Source organism: Novipirellula rosea, from assembly GCF_039541335.1.
Taxonomy (GTDB): Bacteria; Planctomycetota; Planctomycetia; order Pirellulales; family Pirellulaceae; genus Novipirellula; species Novipirellula rosea.
This window is the reverse complement of sequence record NZ_BAABGA010000064.1, coordinates 150,649-172,845: the sequence shown is the minus strand read 5'-3', so window position 1 is coordinate 172,845 and position 22,197 is coordinate 150,649. Positions and strand designations below refer to the sequence as shown.

The window sequence follows — 22,197 nt, the reverse complement described above, 5'->3', positions numbered from 1 at the left end:
GTAGTTTGTGAAGCCAGTGCCGTCTCTCTAAAACGGTTGGACGCGATCAAACCAACGACTGAACCAACCTCGTTTGTACCCGTCCCGCAAATGTCCCTGATCTTCCTTGCGTATTTCAAGATCAATCAGATCGCGGCTCAGGATCACGTTGTCCGGGGCGATATCTTGAGCCCGGCAGATTCCGGACAGCGACGTTTCCCAAAGGTTGTCGTTGATGCGAATCGTCTTGCGAGCTTCGACGACCAGGTTTCCATTGGGGCGAATGTCCACGACGGTTGCGGCGATGTTGAACGTCATTGCCTCGCGTGATTTCAGTGACGCTTGGCTGCGGAATTGGGACTCTGATTCGGTGGCGACCGTCGGGTCTCCGTTGCCCTGCGGATCAGGCCGCAAACGAAAATCGGTCAAGCGGATCCAATCGGTCAGGATCGCTTCGTACAGCGTTTTCTTGCGATTTTCGGCAGCACCGGTCGCAGTCACACTGGTGATCTCATCGACACGAATGGTGATGATGTCGTTCTTTTGAAACGTTCGCAAACGGGGCGCAGGTTGATAGGTCCAACTGACGTTGCTCAGCAGTGCCGGTGCCCCGGGCGATGCCGTGTAGGGGGCCTGCGGCGGGGCGGAATAAGGTCCAGGGGCTTGATGCGGCATCGGCAACGGTTGCAGCGATGCATTCGGAGCATTCGCGACCGGTGGTGGTCCCGGTTGCCGCAATAGCGAACTCTCTTGAGCATCCGCGATCTGGCATAGCAGTCCGAAAACGAGAACCGAAATCGAACGAGCGAAACCGTCGAGGCAGCGAATGAACAAGGATCGGAGGGGTTTCGTGTGGATCATTGGTTTTTCAAAAGGTCTATCGGGCTTGCGGGGCACGGGTGACAATTTCAACTTCGCCGCTGTTGACCACACGTGCGACCAACCGTTTACGTGGTTCGAGTGTTTCGATTTCAACGAGCTCGGATTCGGCGCCGTCACCAAGCGATTTGGCGTTGGTGGTCACACTGATTGAACCGTTGATCACCCGTACTTCGACTAAGTCGCCGCGACGGATTAGCGTTGGTTTGCCAATCTGGCTCCGTAGTATCGGTTCGTTGCCGCGGAGGTTGCTGCGGGTTTCCATGCCCACCAATTCGATTGGATCGGTACAGTAGGAATCGTCCCACTCGTCAATCGGAATCGGCCGCTCGGTCAAATCGGCACGTCCTAGTCGATTGCCCGAACGAATGCTCTTAATCGGCACAATGGCAACGGGGTTTTTTTCCAGGCTGACGATCAGGTCGGTTTGGATGTTGCCTTCGAGTCCTTGGGAAACGACTCGCAATACCGATGGGCCAGACTTCACTCCGTTGACGAAATTGGCGGCTTGAATGCCGCGAGCCAATTCGAGTTGTTGTATCGCAGGTTGATGTCGATCGATACTCAATTTGTACCGCTCCAGCAGCGACGCGTCTTCTCGCAATAGGGCGAGCTCGATCCAGCGGATCAAGCGATCCGCGAACTGCGGATCCAGGTTGGCACGCTGCGGGCTGGGATCGATCCGATTGGCAACCTGTTGTCCTGCGGGCGATTGCCCATTCGCGTGCTGAACCGCGTTTGCGGGTTGGTTGTAGTTTGCCTGTTGAATTGCAGATCCACTGTTTGTTGCCCCACTATTCGCGACCCCACTGGTTGTTGCGACCGAGGCCGCTGGATTTGCCACAGCAACGTAGGTCACTTCGGTCGCGTCGGGACCGATCCAGTAGAGTCGGCGCGGCGTCGCCTCGGCGTTCAAGATCACTTCGGTCAACCGTTGGCGATCGACTCGCATCGCTTTGCCGCTGACGGGAACCAGCCCCACGGCAGATCGGCTCATCCGTGGCCAACCAGGGATATTGGGATCCAGCGGCACCACGACATCCCCAAGACGCACGATCGGTGAGTTTACGACCGATTCGCTCTTCATGCGAAATGTCCAGTTCGTCGCAGCGTCAATCGATGTGTTGGAGGTAGCGGCGGGACGCGATTTGCGAACCGGGACGAACGCACCCGATTGCGCACACGCATCCGAGACCCCTGCGACCAAAGCAAGAGACAGCATGCTGATTCGGATGTGTGACGCCAATTTCATATTCAACTTTTCACTAGCGGAGACTAGAACCGGCGAAGGTTCGAGATGTTTTGCATGATCTGGTCACCCGCCTGGATCGCTTGGCTATTGAGCTCAAAGGCACGCTGGGTGGTGATCAAATCAATCAGCTCTTGGACCGGTTCGACGTTGGATGCTTCGAGGTTTCCTTGGACGAGTCCCCCCAGACCTTGTTCGCCCGGATTTCCTGATTGTTCGGGGCCCGAGGCATCGGTTTCCATGTACATGTTCTCGCCGACCTTGAGCAATCCATCGGGGTTGATGAACTGTGACATCTGGATTTGACCGACGTTAGCCAGTTCGACTTGGCCAGGTTGCTGGACCATCACCTCGCCATTGCCGTTGATCACCATCGCGGTGGCATCATTGGGGATCGTCACCGGTGGATCGAGCAAACGTCCGGTTTGTGCCGAACCGACGACCAGTTGTCCGTTGGCGTTGATGTCGAGGTTGCCGGCTCGAGTAAACATTGTGTCTTGAGTCGACGGATCCACGACTCGCAAGAAACCGCTACCTCGAATCGCGACATCCAAATCGCGTCCGGTTTGTTGCAAGGTCCCTTGGCGTTGATCGGTTTGCGTGCTGGTGATTCGCACCCCCAAACCGACTTGCGTGCCCACGGCGGTTGGATTCTGAGTGGCATCTTTCACGCCGGGGTACACCTCGGTGCGATAGAGCAAGTCTTCGAAATTAGCACGGTCCTTTTTGAAACCGGTTGTGTTGATGTTCGCCAAGTTATTCGCGATCACATCCAACTTGGTTTCCATCGCCCCCATGCCGGTGGCGGCGGTATACAGCGATTGAACGCTCATTAGGAACTCCGTTTAAAAAATGATGGACTTTTAGGTTTACGGTTTAGGTTTACGGTTGCAGCACGCGACTGATCAACGATCCCATCACGTTGTCTTGGTTTTTGATCATCTGCACGTTCGCTTCGTACATCCGACCGGTTTCAATCAATTCCATCATTGCCATCGTTGGCTTGACCGAAGATTGTTCGAGTTGCCCTGCGACGACGCGTCGCTCGGTGGGGGGCACAAGGTCAATGTCGGCGAGTGGTTTGAACAGGTTGCCGCCGACGTGTGACAAATCGCCCTGACTTCGCGGTTTCGCCAACATGATTTCATAGCGATTCTGGCCTTGCTGAATGCGACCTTCGGGACCCACTTGAAAGGGCTGGGTCGGGTCGAGTTGGATATTTTTTCCGTCGCTGCCGATGACCTTGTCCCCGGTCGGATTGATCATCCGTCCTTGGTTGTCGAACAAGAAATCACCCGCCCGAGTCATCAAACGTTCGTCGCCACGCTGGACCACAAAAAAGGATTCGGCATCGTTGATGGCAAAGTCGGTTTCACCCCCGGTCTGCTTCATCGGGCCTTGGTCAAATTGAGTTTTTGAACGCTGGATCGTCACGCCACCGCCGATATCGTCCGCACCGCCGAGTCCGGGCGAAACTTCGCCCTCTTCGATCATTTCCGCGAAGCGAGCCTGCAGGATCGTTTGCTGCGGTTTGTAGCCAGGCGTTTGCACGTTCGCCAAGTTGTTGCTGAGCACCTCGAGCCGATGGCTTTGCGCATTCGCGCCAGCCGCAGACAAATAGACACCGTAGGGCATACGTCACCAAACCTTCCATACATTCGAGAACATCCCCTTTGCGATAACACTTGGCGAATCCGCGATGCAAGCCCAACCGATCGGTGAGGGGCAAAACTTGAGCGAAACTGGCAAAGAAAGGCGAATAATGTGGCCCAGTCGGTTCCGTAGGGCAGGATCGATTGATGGGGGCTCGTCGATTTTTGACAACGTGCGTAGACTTAAATGGTCACTTTAAAGTCCATTTCTATCCTCGCCCCGCCATTGCCAGAGCCTCATGTCGCCGAGCGAACACGATATTTACGAAGAACACGTCCTCGATCACTACGAAGATCCGTACCACCGTGGGCTGCTAGACCACGCAACCCACTCCGACGAGGGGAATAACCCTCTGTGCGGCGATGTGATCCATATCGATTTGAAGTTGTCTGAGGACGGCAAGGTCCAAGAGGCCTGGTTCGATGGCGATGGGTGTGTGATTAGCCAAGCCTCTGCATCGATGCTGGTCGAGCAGATGGAAGGCAAAACGCTCGAAGAACTCAAAAATTTCTCGGCCGATGAAATGCTTGCATTGTTCGGTCCCAAGCTGACTCCGAACCGCCAAAAGTGCTGTCTGCTCTCTTGGCGAGTCTTACAGAGTGCAGTGCATTCGCCCGTCGATGCGGATGCGGATACCGACGATAACGAGGGGCCACACTTTGGTGGCCCAAGCTTAAGCGAAGAATCTTGATGAACATGCCAATTGAATCTCCACCGCGGGCCGCGTTTGATGTCCTGAAATACCGCGCCGATTTTCCGATCCTCGATCGCATTGTCGCCGACGGAAAACCGTTAGCCTTTCTCGACAATGCCGCCAGCAGCCAGCGTCCGCAGGCCGTAATCGATGCGATGTCGGATTGTTACCAGCGATATTACGCCAACGTCCATCGTGGCATCCATACGCTCAGCGAAGAGTCGACGGACAGTTACGAACAGGCCCGACGTGGCGTTGCGCAGTTCATCGCCGCGGCCGAATCGCATGAGGTGATCTTTACCGGTGGCACAACGGCGGCGATCAACACGGTCGCGCGTTCGTGGGGAGATGCGAACGTCAAAGCAGGCGATACGATTTTGCTGACGATCGCCGAGCATCACGCCAACATCGTTCCTTGGCACCAATTGGCCGAGCGAACCGGATGCAAAATTGAGTTTCTGCCACTGGACGAAAATTTTACGATCAGCGACGAAGTGGTTGCGGATCATCTGCAGCGACTGCGTCCAAAGATGTTCGCCTTCACCGCGTCGAGCAACACGCTTGGGGTTGAGTTTCCGGTCCAGCGGTGGACATCAATGGCTCACGACCTTGGTTGCCGCGTGTTGGTCGATGCAGCCCAAGCGGCTCCGCATCAACCGTTAGACGTGCAAGCGTTGGATGTCGATTTTTTGGCGTTCAGTGGTCACAAGACTTGTGGGCCTACTGGAATCGGCGTGTTGTATGGCAAATCCGAATTGCTCGACGCGATGCCACCATTCTTGAGTGGCGGCGGGATGATCAACCAAGTCACGACCGACGGATTTACGTGCGCGGCACTGCCGGACAAGTTCGAGGCGGGGACGCCGCCCATCGTCGAAGCGATCGGGCTACATGCAGCCACCGAGTATTTGACTTCGGTCGGTCTCGATGCGATTCATGCGTATGAAAAAGAGTTGGGCAGTTACGCCGACCGCGGACTTCGCGAGATCGAAGGGGTGCGGATCATCGGGCCTGAGCCTGATTTGAAAGCGGGAATTGTCAGCTTCGTGATCAACGGCGTTCACGCGCACGACATGTCACAAACACTTGATGCCTATGGGATCGCGGTGCGCGCTGGACATCACTGCACGATGCCGCTGCACAAATCGCTCGGATTGTCCGCCTCGACCCGCGCTAGTTTCTACTTTTACAACACGTTCGATGAAGCGGATCGATTGATCGCCGCGGTATCGGAGATTCGTAAACGTTTCGCCCCCAGCGGTCGCAAACGCCGCCCGCGAAACATCTAGCAGCCATTTTGGGCTCACGCGAAAACTTCACCTCGCCGAAAGCTTTGCAGACTGCTGGTTTTAAACTGGTGCCACAGCAAACCAGTGCAACCGCACTCTTTTCAACTGAGCAAATCTTATCAGGATTTTTTCCATGCACACGAAGCGGATTCTTTCCTTGATTCTTTGTTTGGTTTGCAATCTTGGGGCCTGCGCTCAAAGCGAGACGAAGGAAGCCCCGCCACAAGAATCGGAATCGGCCGTGGTTGTCACGTGTTCGGTGCAAGGAAAGGTGGCAATGCCGGATCAGGTGTCTGCGGGGATCAATACAGATGGACTCTCTCTCGATCAGGTAGTGGTCACGTTGGAAGGCAACTACAAGCACCCGCGTATGCCGTATCCCAAAGAGTGGAGCACGATGAAGCCCGAGGAGCGTTCCCAATGGTACCAAGACTTCATAAAAACGGATGGCTACAAGAACTATCTCCGCAAGGCCGAAGAAGCGCGTGCGAAGCGAGAAACCTACACGACTCAGCTTGCGGAAGATGGTTCCTTTGTTTTTGAAAACATCAAACCCGCTTGGTACCAACTTACCGCGACGATCATGCACCCCGATGCAGCAGCGGAGCGTTCGCTGGAACTCGCGCGTGCTTATGCCATGTGGCAGTTTATTATCAAAAACGCCGATGAGCCGTTCCGGGCCAATTTGACGCTGAAGATCAAAAACGTGCTGATGCCGGGAGACTTGGCCGCGGATTGGACGGCGACCGCGTACGATGACAGCGAGTTCAAATTGTCGGATTTTCGCGGCAAATTCGTGCTGGTGGATTTCTGGGCGACTTGGTGCGGACCATGCCGAGCCGAGTTCCCTAACTTGGAATCTGCATACGAAGACTTCGGAGGCGAGCGTCTTGAGATGATCGGTTTGAGCGTGGATCAATCCATCGACCTTCCCCAAACGTTGCTCGAAGAAAGTCCCGCCGCCTACCGTCAGGGCTGGGTAGGCGACACGCAGCGACACGAAAAAATCTTCGAAGCCTATGGCATTCAATCCATTCCATCGATCTGGCTGATCGGCCCCGACGGCAAGATCGTTGCCCGTGATCTCCGCGGTGAAGCGTTGCGTGATGCGGTAAAGACCGCACTTGAAAATCCGGCCGAATAAAATCAATAGCCGCGTTGTGCCAACGCTGTGAAGCATTTTCAGGTAGCGGAACTCGTCAAGAGTTTCGGGGGGAGCACGTATCATGGAACGAAAGTCACACGCGACTTCCGTTACTCTAAAAGGACACAACCCCACCGTCGCGTGGGAATCGTGCGAATCGAGCAAGGGAAGGTGCTGGATCAGCCCAGGCGTTTGGGCGTCGGGAATTCGAGCACAAATTTTGTGCCACGGCCGACTTCGCTTTGCACGCTGATGCGGCCGCCGTGAGCTTCGATGATTTTGCGAGCCGTCGGCAACCCCAGTCCCGAGCCGCCTTCTTTGGTGCTGTAAAATGGTTCAAACATGTGCAACACGGTGTTGTCGTCTACGCCGCTGCCGGTGTCGATCAAATCGAGTGCGACGCCGGTGCGAGTCGGGTAGGTGCGAGCCCAAATTTGGCCTCCCTCTTCCATCGCTTCCAACGCGTTTTTGACAAGGTTCATCAACGCAGCTTGCAGCGAGTCGCTGTGCAACATGATCGCGGGTAGATCGGGATCCAAGTACTTTTCGATGTCGATCTCTGCCGCATCCGCCTGAGCTTGGTAGGCGCGCAAAACGGTTTCGATCTGCTCGTTCAAACTGCCGGGGACGAGGTCGATGTCGCGTAGCCGTGCGTAGCGAAGAAAGTCGCGCAGCAGTCCTTCCATCCGCTCGCATTGCTGGCGAACAATATCGACGCGGTCCACCGAGCGGCGACTGATGGGCGAGTCGATTTCCGCCAAATCCTCGCTCAATAAATCGATGTTCATGTGGATCACCGACAACGGATTTTTGATCTCGTGGGCAAGCGACCCCGCCAATTCAGCCAGCTCTTCGTACTGAGTCCGAATCGAATCGATTTGGGCGGCGTGTTCTTGGGCTGTCGTGTATTCTTGGGACGACATGAAATGCATCGCTTCGAGTTTTGGATTTCGCGAGTGTGGTCGGTCGAGTTCAATCTCGGTTAAGATAAATAGTCTAACGCGATCCGATGCCAAACACGATGACGCTGGATAAAGATGACAACCCCGCCCAGTGTAAATCCCTATGCCGCAACCATCGTTGATGAAGTGTTCACGGACTTTGAGGACGAAATTGCGCAGCGGAAACCATTTTCGTCGCTGAAGGTTTGCTTCGATGTTGCTCTGATGATTGGGGTTTCCGGAGGCTTGTTCGGTTGGTGCGTGATCGGGTTCGTGATGCTGGCGAGTTTGTTTTCATCGCCGGGGATGTCGTCGGCTTCGATGCTGGGATCGATGTTTTTTGGAGCTCTGCTGTACTTTGGGATTGGCGCCGTCTTGGCGTTGCTTGCGGCAATTCCCGTAGTCACGTTGTCCGGATGGCTGCTATCGATGCGGGAACCTCGCGTTCCTTGGACCCCCACCCGCATTCGCGTGTTTGGCAGCGTGACTGGGGCGATCAGTGGTTTTACTTGTTTGGGAATCCCGTCGCTGCTTGCCGGTGCGATCGAGGTGCTTGGATACTCGTTGGTTCCGGCTGCGTTTGCGGCCGTGATGGTGCCGTTATTGCTGTTTCGTACGGCCCGGCAATGTCGCGAGGATTTGGATTGGCGAGTGATGCATGAAAATGGCGACGCGGCGACATCACCGTTTTCATTGCCCCCTGTCGATTCGGGCTCGGGAAAATTACCCTAATGGGCGTCGTTCGGGGTTGCTGCGGTGGGTGGACGCTGAATGCGGCGACCGCTCACAAAACCGCCCCCCTTCGTTTCTCACTCGTTTTCTCTGAAACAGATAAGTATGTCGACCGTTTCCACTGAAAAAAACTCTGCGGACCCTTACTTCCAATCTCTCTTTGCCGACCGCATCGGCGGTGCGAATTACGGCAAAGACACCGAGATCTACAAGTTTGAAAAGATCAAACGAGCGAAACGCAAAGCACTAGCGGATCATCCCGATCGAAAATTATTGGACTTCGGCATCGGTGAAAACGATTCGATGGCTGATGAGTCGATTCGCAAGGTGATGAACGACGAAGTCAACAAGCCCGAAAATCGCGGTTATTCCGACAACGGCATCGCCGAATACAAGGAAGCGGCCGCTCGGTTCATGAAGCGGCAGTTTGATGTCACGCTCGATCCCGCGACGCAGATCAATCACTGCATCGGCAGCAAGCCCGCGTACGCAATGTTGCCGGCGTGCTTCATCAATCCCGGCGACGTCACGTTGATGACGGTGCCCGGCTACCCGGTCGCGGGGACCCATACCCGCTACTACGGCGGCGAAGTTTTCAAGTTGCCGCTACTGGCCGAAAACGGCTTCCTGCCCGATTTTGACGCCGTGCCTGATGACGTTTATCGACGTACCAAGTTGTTGGTGCTGAACTACCCCAACTCGCCCACCGGACGCACCACGACCGCTGAGTTTTATGAGAAGGTCGTCGCGCTGGCGAAGGAAAAAGAGTTCGTGGTCGTTCAAGACGCCGCGCACATCATGTTGACGTTTGACGGAAAGCCTTTGAGTTTTCTGCAAACCCCCGGCGCGATGGATGTCGGTGTCGAAGTCCACTCGATGAGCAAGGGCTACGACATGATTGGTTGGCGAATGGGATTTGTGTGTGGCCACCCACGCATCGTTTCCGCTTTTGCCGATGTCAAAGACAACAGCGACAGTGGACAGTTCATGGCGACTCAGAAGGCCGCTGCTGCCGCACTGGACGACGATTCAATTCCACAACGAATCAACGCCAAGTACCGTCGCCGACTCGAAAAGTTGGTCGCGACGCTGAATGAGTGTGGTTTCGAGTGCGAGATGCCTGGCGGCACCTATTTCCTCTACACCAAAGCGCCCAGCGGAACAAAATCGGGCGAAACGTTTGCCAAGGCCGAGGATGCGACTCGCCATTTGATCGAGCAATTCGGGATCGTCACGGTGCCTTGGGACGATGCCGGATCGTTCTTGCGATTCAGCGTGACCTACGTTGCCGGGACCGAGGCCGAAGAAGATGCATTGATGCAAGAGACCAAAAAACGCCTCGGCGACGCCGGTTTGGTTTGGAAGTAGTTTTCCAGAATAATGGAAACCGAAGCCGCAGAATCGTCATGATCTGCGGCGTCGGAGCGATGGAAAAAACGAAAAAAGCCACCGACATTAAATGTGGGTGGCTTTTTTCGTTGTGACGTTTGCAACCAACGCTGGCTGTTTCGGATAGCGATCGTGTCGCAACCGGATACCATCGACCTTGAGTCGCGTGTTATCCTCGGTCCTCGGAATAGCTGTAGGAAGCTGCAAAGCCCGCGGCTAGCGGTTTGTTGATTTAATCAAAATGCAAATCGCAGCGGTGAGCCGTGGGCCGTAAGGCACCGGGTAATGCGTGGGACCCGGCCGCTCACGCGTCACGGCTCACTAAATCAACAGGCCGCTAGTGCCGTCGGCTTACGATGGGCAATCAGATCAAACTAAGCAGACTGTTTTAGGCTTTGGCGCCGGCAGCTTTGACCAGCTTGCTCAGGCGGCTCTTGGTACGTGCCGCTGCGTTGCGGTGGATTACGTTCTTGCTCGCAGCACGATCCAGCTTTTTGACTGCCAATCGGAAAGCCGCTTGTGCCTTTTCGCCGTCGCCCGACTCAGCCGCTTCGCGGACGCTGCGGATGGTTGAACGCATATTGCTCTTGATCGAACGGTTCAGCAGGCGTTGCTTGACGTTCTGGCGAAGTCGTTTCTTTGAACTTTCGGTGTTTGGCATCTTCGGTTTATCGCGCTCTCGTGGGCGTCCATCATCGGAAAGAAGGGAATTGAAGGCTCGGTAGTATGCCAAGCTGTCTGCCATCTGTCCATAGTCAACTTTTCAGGTGAAAATCAAACTATGAACAGCATGGTGTATTTGATCGGTGCCGGCCCAGGCGATCCTGGGCTTTTGACGTTGCGGGGGGCCGAGCTCCTGTCTCGCAGTGATGTCGTTTTGTATGACGGGCTCAGCAATGTCGAATTGCTCTCGCACGCCCCTTCGGCAGAGCATATTTGCGTCGGAAAGCATGGCCAGCAAAGGATTTGGCGTCAGGACGAGATCATTGACGAGATGCTCAAGCATGCTCGAAACGGTCGCATCGTCGCTCGGCTCAAAGGGGGGGATCCGGCCGTTTTTGCCCGTACCGCCGAAGAGGTCGAGGCGTTGTCCGAGGCCGGGATTTCTTATGAAATTGTTCCTGGAATTACGGCTGCTTTGGCTGCCGGATCGTATGCCGGAATCCCAATTACCCACCGAAAACTTGCATCGGCGGTCGCTTTGGTTACCGGACACGAGGAGCCGGGGAAGACCGAATCGGCGCTCGATTGGCAGGCACTGGCCCGTTTCCCAGGCACCTTGGTCATCTATATGGGGGTCACGACGGCAGAGGTTTGGACGCGATCGCTGATCGAAAATGGCAAATCCCCCGACACGCCGGTGGCTATCGTCCGCCGCTGCAGTCACCATGACCAGCAAACGTTTCGTTGTCGTTTGGACGAGGTGGCGGACCGATTGAGTCCGGCCAACAAGATTCGCCCGCCCGTGATCGTGATCATCGGTCCGGTCGCCGAATTGACCGAAACGCAAAATTGGCTCGAGCAACGACCGCTGTTCGGCCAAACCGTCCTGGTCACGCGGCCTATCGATCAGGCCGAAGAACTCGCCACCCCGCTACGTGACCTCGGTGCGACCGTGCTGGTTCAACCCGCGATCCAAATTGGGCCGCCCCAGGATTGGGCGGAGGTGGATGCGGCGATCGAGTCGCTTGCCAACCAAGACTTTGTGATTTTTTGCAGCCGCAATGGCGTCCAGTATTTTTTGGATCGGGTGCTCGAATTGGGGCACGACATGCGGTCGTTCGCCGGCGTCCAATTGGCGTGTGTGGGGAAAAAAACAGCTGCCGCGCTCGCCGATTTCCATCTGCGCGCCGATCTGATTCCCCAAGACTTTCGTGCCGAATCATTGGTCGATGAATTACGTGGTCATGTGTCGGGCAAACGCGTCGTCTTGGTGCGGGCCAGTCGTGGTCGTGACATTCTCGAGGAATCGCTGACGCAGGCCGGTGCTGATGTCACACAGGTGGTGGCCTATTCCCACACTGATGTGACAACCCCCGACGCCAAGATTTTGCAAGCGGCACAACACGGCCGAATCGATTGGATCACGTTGACCAGCAGTGCCACCGCGGAAAGCGTGCATCGCATGCTCGGCGAATCGATGAAGCAGGCGAAGATTGCAAGTCTCAGTCCGATCACATCGCAAACGGTGCGCGATCTCGGGTGCACAGTCACGTGCGAGGCGGATCCGTATACGATGGACTCACTTGTCCAGTCGTTGTTGAAATTCAAGTTATCTTAAACGAGAGGAAAGGCGAGTCGATGATTCCAAAGCCGTACAAACAGATGCATAAAAGTTATCCCGAGTACATGCAGGCGTATGAATCGTTTGGCGAAGAGGCGAGGAACGCAGGCCCGTTGTCACCGCGTGATGTGGCGCTCGTCAAGCTGGCTATTTCGCTTGGCGCGGGACTCGAAGGTGCCGCCCACTCTCACACTCGCAAAGCACTCGAAGCGGGGTGTACGCCCGATGAACTACGTCACGTCGCACTGGTCTCGGCGCCCACGATCGGTTTTCCGACGATGATGCGGGCACGAACTTGGGTCGAAGACGTGCTGGAAAAGCACGACGATTCCGTGAGCTAGTTCATTGAATTTCTCGGATCCCGAACGATTGACTCCGCGATCATCTCCGCGGCTACTTGGCGTGGTGCTGTGTGGCGGGCAATCGCTGCGTATGGGCCGCGACAAGGCGTCGCTTGTTCACGCCGATGGCACTTCCTTTTTGCAGCATGCGATCGATCGATTGTGCGATTTATGCGACGATGTTGTCGTCAGCGGACACACATCGATCAATCATTCAGTCAAAACGATTGAGGATCCGGTGGCTCATCGTGGTCCGGCGACCGGAATCGCGGCGGCGCTGCAGTATGCTGATCGACATGGTTTCGCTGCATGTTTGGTCACGCCGGTGGATATGCCGCGGTTGACCGCGGATCACTTAAGCGGCTTGGTGGATCATTGGCAAAAGGCAGACGAGATCACTGTGGCTGAGTCTGATCGGGTGCAACCGCTTGTTGGAGTTTATCCCGTTCGTTTCGCGGATCCACTGCAGCGGTTGGCTCAGTCCGAGAGTCGTAGTTTGTTTCGTTGGCTCGAGTCACACGATCATCGTCGCGTGCCGTTGCCAGCGAGTGGTTGTCACAATGTTAATACCCCTGAAGATTTGACGGATGTCCGCTAAGAAATTTGCATTTAACTCGCCCGACGAGGCGATTGTCGCGATTGCCGATCGATTAAGCGTCGTTGGGGTGGATGCCGAGTGTCCGTCATGTCTGGGCCGCGTGTTGTCGCAATCGGTGACGGCCGATCGCGACAGCCCCGCGGCGGATGTTTCTGCGATGGATGGTTACGCAATCCGGTTGGCCGATCTGCGTCCCGGCGAAACAATCCCCGTCCACGGCGAAAGTGTTCCCGGTTCGCCTCCGCCGGCAATGAGCGAAGGCTTCATCGTCCGTATCTTTACCGGAGCCATTGTTCCCGCCGAAGCCGACGCGGTGGTCAAACGCGAAGACACCGAAGAACTCGAAAACGCGATTCGTTTTCGCGACGTGGCGTTGTCGACCCTGGCGGGCGAAAACATTCGTCGTGCCGGTGAGAATGCAAGATCGGGTAGCACGGTGTTGCCCGCAGGCGTTTTGGTCAACGCCGCTCATCGTGCGACGATGGTCAATTTCGGTTGTTATCAAGCGAGTGTGTATTCGCCCGTCCGTGTTACCGTGATCACCACCGGTGACGAAGTTGGCGTGTTTGCCGACGAAACTCCTCAGCCTTGGCAGCTTCGCAACAGCAACCAAGTGGCACTCGCGTCGCTAATCGAACCGAACCCATGGATTTCGATTCAAGCGGTTCAACACGCTCGGGACGATCGCGAAACGCTGCAGCAAACTTTGGCCGCTGCACTGCCTCAGTCCGATGCGATCCTGATGACCGGTGGCGTGTCGATGGGCGATTATGACTACGTGCCGGATGTGGTTCGCGATGTCGGCGGGGACGTTGTTTTTCATGGGCTGCCGATTCGTCCGGGCAAACCGATTCTCGGTGCCGCCACCGCCGATGGAAAGTTGATCCTCGGATTGCCTGGCAATCCGGTCAGTGCGGTGGTGGGATGTCGCCGGTTTGCGTTGCCGTTATTGGCCAAACAGAGTGGGCAAACTCAGTGGTGTCCGCCATCGACGCAGGTGCGACTTCAATCGGCGGGTTCGAAAACATTGCCACTGCATTGGATGCGGATCGTCAAAATGGTTGCCGCGGGCGTTGCCGAACCGGTCTTCAGCCAAGGCTCGGGAGACTTGGTGTCACTGGGACAAAGTTCTGGTTTCGTCGAAGTTCCCGCAGGCGAATCGGGTGAAGGGCCATGGGCGTATTACCCATGGTAAGGAAATCACCGCCCACGAAATCTGATTTGGCTATGTGTGGGATTCAGCGATGAGCGACAGTGTGAATCCGTATCAACCAGTCGCAACGCCATCGGACGCGGTCTCTGCGGTCGCCGCCGACGGCGATGTGCATTTTTCCTCGAATCAATCGCAATTGCGGTTTGCCGAGTCGCAGTATTTGCTGCGTCAACAGTCGTTTCGATTGTTCTTTGGTTCGCTCGCGATGATCGCGTGCAGCATGTTTGCGATCGCGTTGATCCTGTGGCGATTTCCGAATCCGTTCAGCTTTGTTGCCGCGCTCGTAGGGACGATGGCCATTTCGAGTTGCCTGTATCTGGCCATGGTGCACAGTGCCAAAATGAAGATTCGCGAGCAGTTACGAACTCATGGATTGGTGCAAGATTATCAGTGCACGATTCGCTTGGACCCCGACCGAGTTGTCTTGACTTCTCCGCTTGGAACTTACGCATGGCGAAACGAGAACGTGAAAGTGTATCGGACTCGCAAAGGGGTGCTGTTGTGTCCGGAACCCTTTCTGTTTGTCTTTATCGCCAAGACGAGTGATTTTAAAGACGCCACTTACAGTGAGTTTCGCAAGCGATTGTTTGCCCGCAAAGCGACCGTGTCCTCTGCGTCACACGAAAATTCATAGTGCATTTTTGCACCGGAAATTAAATGTAGCGGAAGTCATCAAGACTTTCGTGAATCGTCGAACAGGTCGAAACTCTTGGCGAGTTTCGCTACCCCAGTGCCCACGAAACTCTTGACGAGTTCCGCTACAGGAAATGTCATCATCCACTAGGCGATGATGTCGCTTGCGACGTTGCCGTGCACATCGGTCAGCCGGAAATCGCGACCGGCATAACGATAGGTCAATTGTTCGTGATTCAGCCCTAGCAAATGCAGGATTGTGGCGTGCCAATCATGGATGTGGCACTTGTCTTGGACTGCTGCGTAGCCGTGTTCGTCCGTCTCGCCATAGCTGAACCCTGCTTTGACGCCGCCACCGGCCATCCAAGTCGTATAGCCCTTGTTGTTGTGATCGCGTCCATCACCATTTTGTGCTGCAGGCGTGCGTCCAAATTCGCCACCCCAAATCACCAACGTGTCTTTGAGCATGTCACGTTGTTTCAGATCCTTGAGCAAACCGGCGATCGGTTTGTCGATTTCGTTACAACGGTTCGGCAGATCGGTGGAAAGATTGGTGTGATGATCCCAACCGCCGTGATTGATCTCAACAAACCGCACTCCGGATTCGACGAACCGACGGGCCAGTAAACATTGGCGACCAAAACGCTCGGTATCGCCTCCGTCGGCGCCGTACATCTTGAGCGTCGCATCGGATTCACCCGAGACGTCCATCAGTTCGGGCATCGTGTCCTGCATCCGAAACGCTAGCTCGTACGATTCGATAATGCCTTCGACGCCAGGCTGATGTTCATCACGACGAAGTTTCTGATGATTGAGCGACTGGATTAGATCGAGTTGTTTGCGCTGTTGCGTGCTGGTGTAACGCGAGTTCTCGATGTCGGGAACCGCCGATCCACCGCCGCCGAAACGTCGGCCCATTCCGCCTCCGCCGCCGCGAACTCCGGCGTTGATCGGAGTTCCGCCATAGATCGCGGGCAAAAAAGCACTGCCGTAACTGCTCGATTGCCCCGCAGCAGCACTAAGTGAAATAAACCCAGGCATACTGTCGTTCTCGGTTCCCAGACCGTACAGCGTCCAAGCTCCGATCGAAGGACGAACAAACTGCGCCGTTCCCGTGTGCATCTGGGTTTGCGCCGCCGGGTGAACCGGTTGGTCACAGTGCATCGAGCGAATCAAGCAAAGGTCATCCGCATGCTGAGCCACACTGGGGAACAGATCCGAAATCCACAGCCCGCTGTCGCCTCGTTGCTTGAAATCCCACTGTGAACCCAGCAGCTTGCCCCCATAGCGTCCGTTTTTGCCGTGGTCAGCATTGAGTTGCGGTTTGTAGTCAAACGTATCGACGTGCGAAGGGGCTCCGGTCATGCACAGAAAGATGACTCGTTTTGCCTTTGCCGGAAAATGAGGCGGTTTGGGTGACAGTGGGTTTTCGCTTGCCGTCGGCGTTTTCGCATTCGCCATGCTCGACAACCCCGCGAAGGCCAAGTAGCCAAATCCAGCCGAAACGCTTTGCAGTGCGGCACGCCGCGAAAAGAGATGGGTCATTGAATTGCCCTGTGAACGGTTGAATTGTGAAGAAGAAACGGATTTCAGGTCGATAGTGAGCCGCTCGCGCGTGAGCGGCCGGGGCCCACGCATTACCCGGTGCCTTACGGCCCACGGCTCACGACTCGTCAAGGCTTTTGTCGTATTCTGCCGAGCGATCCGAAAATCACTCGCGCTACGTCAGTAAGGGATTGGTCACTAATCCAAATAGCGGAATTCGGCTGATGCGATTAGCGATTGGCAAATTGCCGACACGGTTTTGGTGGCACGCGTTTTTGCTAATCCGGCCACGGGGAAGTCATCAGCAAACGCAAGGATCGTGGATATTTCCGAATCATCGGGCTCGCGGCTGTAAAGCGAACGGAACAAATACCGGATTTGTTCTTCCGGATTCTGGCTGCTCGAGAGCACACGTTCAGCCAACGCATCGGATTGTTGCATCACAAACGGATTGTTCATCATGAACAGCGATTGATTCGGAGTGCTGGACGTTTCACGTTGCCCGACGATCATGCTCGGTTCGGCGAAGTCAAAGACTTCTAGCACGCGAGGCTCTTCGCCTCGCACGATCGGCAGATAGGCACTGCGGAACGTCGCATCATTCATGTCGAGTCGCTCGCCGCCGCTGCGACGGTTTGCGAGTGCTTGCCGAAAGATCATTTGTTGCAATTCGGGGCGTGATCGCAGCAAGCGTTCTCGATTCATCGGCCCTCCGCTCATCATCTCCATTCCCATCTCGCTGCTGCTCATGAACTGAGCCGGGTTGAACAGGTTGCCGTCGCGGACTCGCATGTAACCCGCCTTGGCCACCTCGGACGCCCGAGGGCGATCGAGCTGCAAATTGCCGGATGCAAACAGGATCGCGTCCCGAATCGCTTCCGCATCCAGCCGTCGTGGTGTCGCACGCCACAGCAGTTCATTATCAGGATCGCTTTCAAAGCTGGCTTGGTCGAATTGCGTGCTCATGCGATAAACACGTGACGTCGCGATTTCACGGACCATTGATTTGATGGACCATCCTGAATCGACGAACTTGACCGCCAACGTGTCGAGCAATTCGGGGTGCGTGGGAGCTTGCCCGGTCGTGCCAAAGTTTTCGGTCGAGCGAACGATGCCTTGTCCGATCAAGTGTTGCCAAATTCGATTCACCATCACGCGAGCGGTCAGCGGGTTGTCGCGGCTTGAAATCCACTGAGCCAGTTCCAGTCGTCCGCTCGATCGTGGCGAGATTTTCGGTGTGTTGTCCTCGCGAAGCACGCTGGGGAATCCGCGGGGAACCATCTGCGCGGGCTGAGCGACTTCGCCACGGACCAACACACGAACGTCACGTGGGTCATCGGTCTCTTGCACGCCCATACAATAGGTGATCGGATTGCCCTGTTCATCCACGCCGCCGATGATGGTCGACAACGTTTCGGCTCGCGTTTGCAAGCGAATAAAATTCTGGATGGCGTTCGCTGCGTTGCCATCGTTCTGCCGACGATTGCGGCGATATTCAACCAGTTGTTGCAGCGTTTCATCGAGCTCGCGATTCAGATCGGCGAGTTCATCCACTGGGATCCGTCGGTCAAACTCGTTCGGGTCGTCGATCGGCAATCGCAGCAAGTTGCTCGAGTTGCGATTTTGCACACCGGCAATGTTTCCGTATTTGGACGCGGGAGTCCCGAAATAGACCGTCGTGTTGTTGAAGATCCCGGCCAGCGCGTAGTAGTCGGTTTGCGGAATCGGATCGAATTTGTGGTCGTGACAGCGAGCACAAGCGACCGACATCCCCAGAATCGCCCGTGTCGTGGTGTCGATTTGTTCGTCGACGAGATCGGCGGTGAATTGAGTTCGGTTCTGCTCGGCAAGACTTTTCGGACCAATTGCCAGGAAGCCTGTTGCCACGAGGTTCTCGGCCCACTGCGAATCGGAATCGACTGGCAGCAAATCGCCAGCAATTTGTTCTTGCAAAAATCGATCGTAAGGTTTGTCTTCGTTAAACGAATCGATCACGTAGTCGCGATACCGCCACGCGTGCGGGAAGGTCGTATTGACTTCGCGACCATTGGATTCCGCGTAGCGAACGAGGTCTAGCCAATGGCGTCCCCAACGCTCACCAAATTGCGGTTTTTCGAGCAGTTGATCGACGACGTGAGCGATCGCCTTGTCTGGATCGGTGTCGTAGTACTTTTCGAAATATTCGATTTGAGCAAGACTTGGCGGCAATCCGATCAGGTCAAAGCAGAGCCGTCGCAAGATTTGGTGCGGCTCGGCATCCACGGCAGGCGTCATCGACGATGCTTCGAGTTTGGCCAGCACAAAGGGATCGAGGTCGCTGCGAGACCACTCGCGATTTTGAACCGCAGGGATCGCCGCTTGGGTCGGTTTCTTGTAGGCCCAGAACTCGGTCTTGGCCTGTTGGATATCGTCCTTGGTGATTTGGGTTTTCAGGACCGAGGGAGCGGTGATGCGAGGGTCGGGAGCTCCCATTTCGATCCAGCTGCGAAAGTCATTGATCACGCTTTGTGACAACTTACGTTTCGGTGGCATCTGGAAATCTTGATGCAGGATCGCGCTATACAGCAGGCTCTCGTCCAGATCACCCGGAACAACGGCGGGGCCGCTATTGCCGCCGATGGCTGTCAATTCTTGGGTGTCCAGCCGCAGACCGCCTTTGGCGTTACCGGTTTGATTCGAATGGCATCCGTAACATTCTTTGACCAGTACGGGGCGGATCTTTGTTTCAAAGAAGTCGATTTTTTCTTGCGACAAGGTTTCCTGAGCCGATCCGTTGGCTTGAGGAAACCAGATCGCGACGCAAATAAACAGCGAGAAAGTGGCGGTTCTACGCATCGTTAGATTGCCATGATTTTGGAGAAATGGAGCGAGACGCTCGGTGTCACTGTGACACTTTGCCCTAGTGCCTGATCAATCAAACCCCGGTGAAAATCGAACAGACCGTCGGCTATCCGAAATTTTCTGAGAATATGATCGAGTATGCAAACAAAAAAACAGCCGCACTTGAAAACCAAGTGCGGCTGTTTCGACGGATTCAGGAAAAAGGGGACGGCTTCGTTATTAGAACTTGCGAAGTTGGATGTTCTTGAATTCGGCCCACATTGGTTTGCCGGCGTGCAATTGCAGTCCGATCACGCCTGAGCTGAGAGCCAATTCAGGGTGCTCGTCAGTGAAATCCAAAACAAGCTTGCCGTTGAGGTAATGCTTGATGTTGTTGCCTTTGGCGATGATGACAACGTCGTTCCAGTCGTCGACTTTCATCAGTTCTTTAAAACCGGCTTGATCGATCAGCGTATTGTCGAGCACTTTTTTGCCGTCTTTGGTCCAGACTGCTTTTTCGCCGACCAAGCAGATACGCCCACGCTTGCCACGTTCGTCGTAGATGAACGAAGGCACGTTGGGGAAGTTTTCTTCGTTGCGGAGTTCGTGTTGGTAACCTTTCAGGACCCAATCGTTGCCAACGCCTTTGCCCGACAAGTGTTGCGAGCGGTACTGGATTCCTGAGTTGTTGATTGCGTTGCAGCGGAAGGTGACGTGAAGTTCAAAATCGGACAGTTCGCCACCTTGCCAGATCAGGAAGGTATTGCCCTTGGCAACATTTTCCGGCGTGGTTTCGCCGTGGATCACGCCATCTTTGACCGACCACAGTCGTGGGTCGCCGTCCCATCCTTCGAGGTTCGAACCATTGAACAGGGTGACAAGCTCAGCAGAGTTCGCGGCTGCCTTTTTTGCGGGTTCATCAGCAACAGCGACGAGGGCAACCAAACCGAGACAAAGTGAAAGGGACAATCGGATCATCCAGGGATCTCCAAGGGGGATTTTCAGGAGGGAGGTAAATGTTAGGGATCGAATTATGACTCGGACACCGCAAAACCTCAAACCATCCGCACGCTGATTTGCCAAGTTTTGTGGGATTCGCCGCCCAGAAATGGGGGCGACAACGCGATTTTAGCGGGAAGTGCTGGCACGATATTTTGGATCGTTTGTCCCATCGGTCAGCATGCTTCATGTATCATTTTAGCTAATCAAACCCATCAGATTCCCCACCTGAGAGCGTGCCGCCGATGATCCGCAAACCGATTTCGATGCTTGACTTACTCTATGGTCTTTGGATTTTTGTCATCACGACAACGTCCGTTTCTGGGGGATTGGGAGGAATCGCACTCGCGGACGAGACACGTCCTAATGTGTTGTTCATCATTTCCGACGATTTGAATAATTCCATCGGATGTTATGATCACCCACTCGTCCAAACCCCCAATATTGATCGGCTGGCTCGTCGTGGCGTTCGTTTCGAGCGAGCGTATTGTCAGTATCCGCTTTGCGGTCCGAGTCGCAATTCGATGTTGACGGGGCTGTATCCCAACAGCACGGGGATCCATCAAAACAGCCAAATCTTTCGGCAAACCATTCCCTCGCATCACAGTTTGTCGCAAGCGTTTCGTTTGGACGGCTATTTCGCGGCTCGCGTTGGAAAGCTTTATCACTACAACGTTCCCAAAAGTGTGGGAACCAACGGGCATGATGATCCAGGGTCGTGGGAACTCGAACTAAATCCGGCCGGTTGTGATCGTTTGCTGGAAGAGCCCGATATTTTTTCGCTTCGCAAAAACTCGTTTGGCGGCACGTTGTCTTGGTACGCTTCACCGCGAGGCGATGAGCTGCACACCGATGGGATGTTGGCCGATGATGCCTGCTGGGTACTCGAGCGTTGCGCGAAACGCCAGGACCGACCCTTCTTTTTAGCTCTCGGTTTTTATCGCCCCCATACTCCGTACGTGGCACCGAAGCCTTACTTTGAAAAATACAACCTCAGCGAGATGCCGTTGGTCGCCAATGTGGAAGAGGACGTCAAGGATTTGCCCAAGGCGGCACTGGGCAGCCACAAAAAGGACCATGAACTGCTAACCGACCCGCTGCGACAACAAGCGATTCAGGCTTACTTTGCCAGTATCACGTTTATGGACGCGCAGGTCGGCCGCGTCTTGGATCAACTCGAATCGCTTGGACTCGATGACAATACGATCATCGTGTTCACGAGCGATCATGGTTACCATCTCGGCGAACATGGACTTTGGCAGAAAATGAGTTTGTTTGAAGAGAGTTCTCGGGTGCCAATGATTGTTTCCGCACCGGGGATGGCACAGGGAAAGGTCGCTAAGACGCCGGTTGGCTTGATCGACCTGTATCCCACGCTGACCGAATTGTGTGGCGTCAAATCGCCCGCGAACTTACAAGGCCAATCGCTGGTGCCGATCATGAAAGATCCCTCGAAAACCGGTCGCGGTTGGGCGCTGACGCAAGTCATGCGGGGCGGCAAGAAGGGATTTTTCGGCTACACACTGCGAACGCCCCGTTGGCGATACACCGAGTGGGACGAAGGCAAAGCCGGCAGTGAATTGTACGATCATGACGTCGACCCCAGCGAGCAAAACAATCTCGCCGAATCGTCCGCCCATGCAGCGACGGTCAAGGAATTGTCAGCGATGATTCACAAGGCGTTGCCAGAAACGTTCCCTGCCGATGGTGAGACGCCGACGCTGATGGATAAGGTTTGGGCACCGAATCTGACGAATCCCTAGCGGCCGGGGGTTATGCGATACCCGGTGCCTTACGGCCCACGGCTCACTGCTG

The 22,197-nt window shown here is 55.3% G+C and carries 20 protein-coding genes; 11 read left to right on the top strand and 9 right to left on the bottom strand.

The genetic code is table 11. The annotated features are described in order from the left end of the window. Positions 1 to 27: 27 nt before the first annotated feature. Genes ABD971_RS23585 through ABD971_RS23570 form a run of 4 tightly spaced genes read right to left on the bottom strand, consistent with a single transcriptional unit; the run spans position 28 to position 3,742 of the window. Positions 28 to 813, bottom strand: coding sequence for a flagellar basal body L-ring protein FlgH (locus ABD971_RS23585; RefSeq protein WP_425571354.1), 786 nt, complete (start codon positions 811 to 813; stop codon positions 28 to 30). Between the two features lie 43 nt (positions 814 to 856). Continuing rightward, the gene (gene flgA / locus ABD971_RS23580; RefSeq protein ID WP_345326115.1) at positions 857 to 2,080 is read right to left on the bottom strand and encodes a flagellar basal body P-ring formation chaperone FlgA; all 1,224 of its coding nucleotides are present in this window, start codon (positions 2,078 to 2,080) and stop codon (positions 857 to 859) included. Between the two features lie 53 nt (positions 2,081 to 2,133). After that, on the bottom strand, positions 2,134 to 2,940 hold the full coding sequence (gene flgG, locus ABD971_RS23575) for a flagellar basal-body rod protein FlgG (RefSeq protein ID WP_339943995.1): 807 nt from the start codon (positions 2,938 to 2,940) through the stop codon (positions 2,134 to 2,136). Positions 2,941 to 2,989: 49 nt separating this feature from the next. Further along, entirely contained in the window at positions 2,990 to 3,742 is a 753-nt protein-coding gene (locus tag ABD971_RS23570) for a flagellar hook-basal body protein (RefSeq protein WP_339943993.1), read from the bottom strand. A 256-nt stretch (positions 3,743 to 3,998) separates the two neighbouring features. Between ABD971_RS23570 and sufU the strand changes: the two genes are divergently transcribed. The 3 genes from sufU (at position 3,999) to ABD971_RS23555 (ending at position 6,887) form a co-directional block, all read left to right on the top strand. Continuing rightward, complete coding sequence (gene sufU / locus ABD971_RS23565) at positions 3,999 to 4,451, top strand: Fe-S cluster assembly sulfur transfer protein SufU (protein WP_339943991.1); 453 nt, start codon at positions 3,999 to 4,001, stop codon at positions 4,449 to 4,451. After that, on the top strand, positions 4,451 to 5,743 hold the full coding sequence (locus ABD971_RS23560; RefSeq protein WP_425571353.1) for a SufS family cysteine desulfurase: 1,293 nt from the start codon (positions 4,451 to 4,453) through the stop codon (positions 5,741 to 5,743). Before sufU ends, ABD971_RS23560 begins: the two co-directional genes overlap by 1 nt. Before the next feature lie 277 nt (positions 5,744 to 6,020). Beyond that, entirely contained in the window at positions 6,021 to 6,887 is an 867-nt protein-coding gene (locus ABD971_RS23555) for a TlpA family protein disulfide reductase (RefSeq protein ID WP_345326111.1), read from the top strand. A 179-nt stretch (positions 6,888 to 7,066) separates the two neighbouring features. On the opposite strand, the gene ABD971_RS23550 is transcribed toward ABD971_RS23555, so the two are convergent. Further along, positions 7,067 to 7,810: a sensor histidine kinase gene (locus ABD971_RS23550; protein ID WP_339943988.1), complete on the bottom strand. Its 744-nt coding sequence runs from the start codon at positions 7,808 to 7,810 to the stop codon at positions 7,067 to 7,069. 114 nt (positions 7,811 to 7,924) lie between these two features. On the opposite strand from ABD971_RS23550, the gene ABD971_RS23545 reads away from it, so the two are divergent. Together ABD971_RS23545 and ABD971_RS23540 are read left to right on the top strand one after the other, a co-directional pair. After that, the gene (locus tag ABD971_RS23545) at positions 7,925 to 8,560 is read left to right on the top strand and encodes a hypothetical protein (RefSeq protein WP_345326109.1); all 636 of its coding nucleotides are present in this window, start codon (positions 7,925 to 7,927) and stop codon (positions 8,558 to 8,560) included. Between the two features lie 105 nt (positions 8,561 to 8,665). Next, entirely contained in the window at positions 8,666 to 9,928 is a 1,263-nt protein-coding gene (locus ABD971_RS23540) for an LL-diaminopimelate aminotransferase (RefSeq protein ID WP_339943984.1), read from the top strand. A 409-nt stretch (positions 9,929 to 10,337) separates the two neighbouring features. Here the strand turns inward: ABD971_RS23540 and rpsT are convergent, their stop codons facing one another. After that, a complete protein-coding gene (gene rpsT / locus ABD971_RS23535) occupies positions 10,338 to 10,610 on the bottom strand; it encodes a 30S ribosomal protein S20 (RefSeq protein WP_339943982.1) in 273 nt (90 codons plus the stop codon). 120 nt (positions 10,611 to 10,730) lie between these two features. Here rpsT and cobA point away from each other — a divergent pair, with 120 nt between their 5' ends. Genes cobA through ABD971_RS23510 form a run of 5 tightly spaced genes read left to right on the top strand, consistent with a single transcriptional unit; the run spans position 10,731 to position 15,019 of the window. Then, a complete protein-coding gene (gene cobA / locus ABD971_RS23530) occupies positions 10,731 to 12,230 on the top strand; it encodes a uroporphyrinogen-III C-methyltransferase (protein WP_345326106.1) in 1,500 nt (499 codons plus the stop codon). 20 nt (positions 12,231 to 12,250) lie between these two features. After that, on the top strand, positions 12,251 to 12,574 hold the full coding sequence (locus ABD971_RS23525) for a carboxymuconolactone decarboxylase family protein (protein WP_339943978.1): 324 nt from the start codon (positions 12,251 to 12,253) through the stop codon (positions 12,572 to 12,574). Positions 12,575 to 12,578: 4 nt separating this feature from the next. Continuing rightward, on the top strand, positions 12,579 to 13,172 hold the full coding sequence (gene mobA, locus ABD971_RS23520) for a molybdenum cofactor guanylyltransferase (RefSeq protein ID WP_339943975.1): 594 nt from the start codon (positions 12,579 to 12,581) through the stop codon (positions 13,170 to 13,172). Then, positions 13,162 to 14,367, top strand: a complete 1,206-nt coding sequence (locus ABD971_RS23515) for a molybdopterin molybdotransferase MoeA (RefSeq protein ID WP_345326103.1) — start codon at positions 13,162 to 13,164, stop codon at positions 14,365 to 14,367. The genes mobA and ABD971_RS23515 overlap by 11 nt, the downstream gene beginning before the upstream one ends. Positions 14,368 to 14,416: 49 nt before the next feature. Further along, a complete protein-coding gene (locus ABD971_RS23510; protein ID WP_345326101.1) occupies positions 14,417 to 15,019 on the top strand; it encodes a hypothetical protein in 603 nt (200 codons plus the stop codon). Between the two features lie 146 nt (positions 15,020 to 15,165). Here the strand turns inward: ABD971_RS23510 and ABD971_RS23505 are convergent, their stop codons facing one another. The 3 genes from ABD971_RS23505 to ABD971_RS23495 form a co-directional block, all read right to left on the bottom strand. Next, entirely contained in the window at positions 15,166 to 16,563 is a 1,398-nt protein-coding gene (locus ABD971_RS23505) for a DUF1501 domain-containing protein (protein ID WP_339943969.1), read from the bottom strand. A 198-nt stretch (positions 16,564 to 16,761) separates the two neighbouring features. After that, the gene (locus tag ABD971_RS23500) at positions 16,762 to 19,398 is read right to left on the bottom strand and encodes a PSD1 and planctomycete cytochrome C domain-containing protein (protein ID WP_345326099.1); all 2,637 of its coding nucleotides are present in this window, start codon (positions 19,396 to 19,398) and stop codon (positions 16,762 to 16,764) included. A gap of 225 nt (positions 19,399 to 19,623) precedes the next feature. Next, the gene (locus tag ABD971_RS23495; protein WP_345326097.1) at positions 19,624 to 20,361 is read right to left on the bottom strand and encodes a 3-keto-disaccharide hydrolase; all 738 of its coding nucleotides are present in this window, start codon (positions 20,359 to 20,361) and stop codon (positions 19,624 to 19,626) included. 287 nt (positions 20,362 to 20,648) lie between these two features. Here ABD971_RS23495 and ABD971_RS23490 point away from each other — a divergent pair, with 287 nt between their 5' ends. Then, positions 20,649 to 22,145 (top strand): sulfatase, encoded by a 1,497-nt coding sequence (locus tag ABD971_RS23490; protein WP_345326095.1) that lies wholly within the window; start codon positions 20,649 to 20,651, stop codon positions 22,143 to 22,145. Positions 22,146 to 22,197 lie beyond the last annotated feature (52 nt).

Bases quoted from the DNA above. Each gene is read 5' to 3' on its own strand.
- flgA (WP_345326115.1), bottom strand. From the start codon at position 2,080: ATGCTGTCTCTTGCTTTGGTCGCAGGGGTCTCGGATGCGTGTGCGCAA.
- flgG (WP_339943995.1), bottom strand. From the start codon at position 2,940: ATGAGCGTTCAATCGCTGTATACCGCCGCCACCGGCATGGGGGCGATG.
- ABD971_RS23570 (WP_339943993.1), bottom strand. From the start codon at position 3,742: ATGCCCTACGGTGTCTATTTGTCTGCGGCTGGCGCGAATGCGCAAAGC.
- sufU (WP_339943991.1), top strand. From the start codon at position 3,999: ATGTCGCCGAGCGAACACGATATTTACGAAGAACACGTCCTCGATCAC.
- ABD971_RS23560 (WP_425571353.1), top strand. From the start codon at position 4,451: ATGAACATGCCAATTGAATCTCCACCGCGGGCCGCGTTTGATGTCCTG.
- ABD971_RS23555 (WP_345326111.1), top strand. From the start codon at position 6,021: ATGCCGGATCAGGTGTCTGCGGGGATCAATACAGATGGACTCTCTCTC.
- ABD971_RS23550 (WP_339943988.1), bottom strand. From the start codon at position 7,810: ATGTCGTCCCAAGAATACACGACAGCCCAAGAACACGCCGCCCAAATC.
- ABD971_RS23545 (WP_345326109.1), top strand. From the start codon at position 7,925: ATGACAACCCCGCCCAGTGTAAATCCCTATGCCGCAACCATCGTTGAT.
- ABD971_RS23540 (WP_339943984.1), top strand. From the start codon at position 8,666: ATGTCGACCGTTTCCACTGAAAAAAACTCTGCGGACCCTTACTTCCAA.
- rpsT (WP_339943982.1), bottom strand. From the start codon at position 10,610: ATGCCAAACACCGAAAGTTCAAAGAAACGACTTCGCCAGAACGTCAAG.
- cobA (WP_345326106.1), top strand. From the start codon at position 10,731: ATGAACAGCATGGTGTATTTGATCGGTGCCGGCCCAGGCGATCCTGGG.
- ABD971_RS23525 (WP_339943978.1), top strand. From the start codon at position 12,251: ATGATTCCAAAGCCGTACAAACAGATGCATAAAAGTTATCCCGAGTAC.
- ABD971_RS23515 (WP_345326103.1), top strand. From the start codon at position 13,162: ATGTCCGCTAAGAAATTTGCATTTAACTCGCCCGACGAGGCGATTGTC.
- ABD971_RS23510 (WP_345326101.1), top strand. From the start codon at position 14,417: ATGAGCGACAGTGTGAATCCGTATCAACCAGTCGCAACGCCATCGGAC.
- ABD971_RS23505 (WP_339943969.1), bottom strand. From the start codon at position 16,563: ATGACCCATCTCTTTTCGCGGCGTGCCGCACTGCAAAGCGTTTCGGCT.
- ABD971_RS23500 (WP_345326099.1), bottom strand. From the start codon at position 19,398: ATGCGTAGAACCGCCACTTTCTCGCTGTTTATTTGCGTCGCGATCTGG.
- ABD971_RS23495 (WP_345326097.1), bottom strand. From the start codon at position 20,361: ATGATCCGATTGTCCCTTTCACTTTGTCTCGGTTTGGTTGCCCTCGTC.
- ABD971_RS23490 (WP_345326095.1), top strand. From the start codon at position 20,649: ATGCTTGACTTACTCTATGGTCTTTGGATTTTTGTCATCACGACAACG.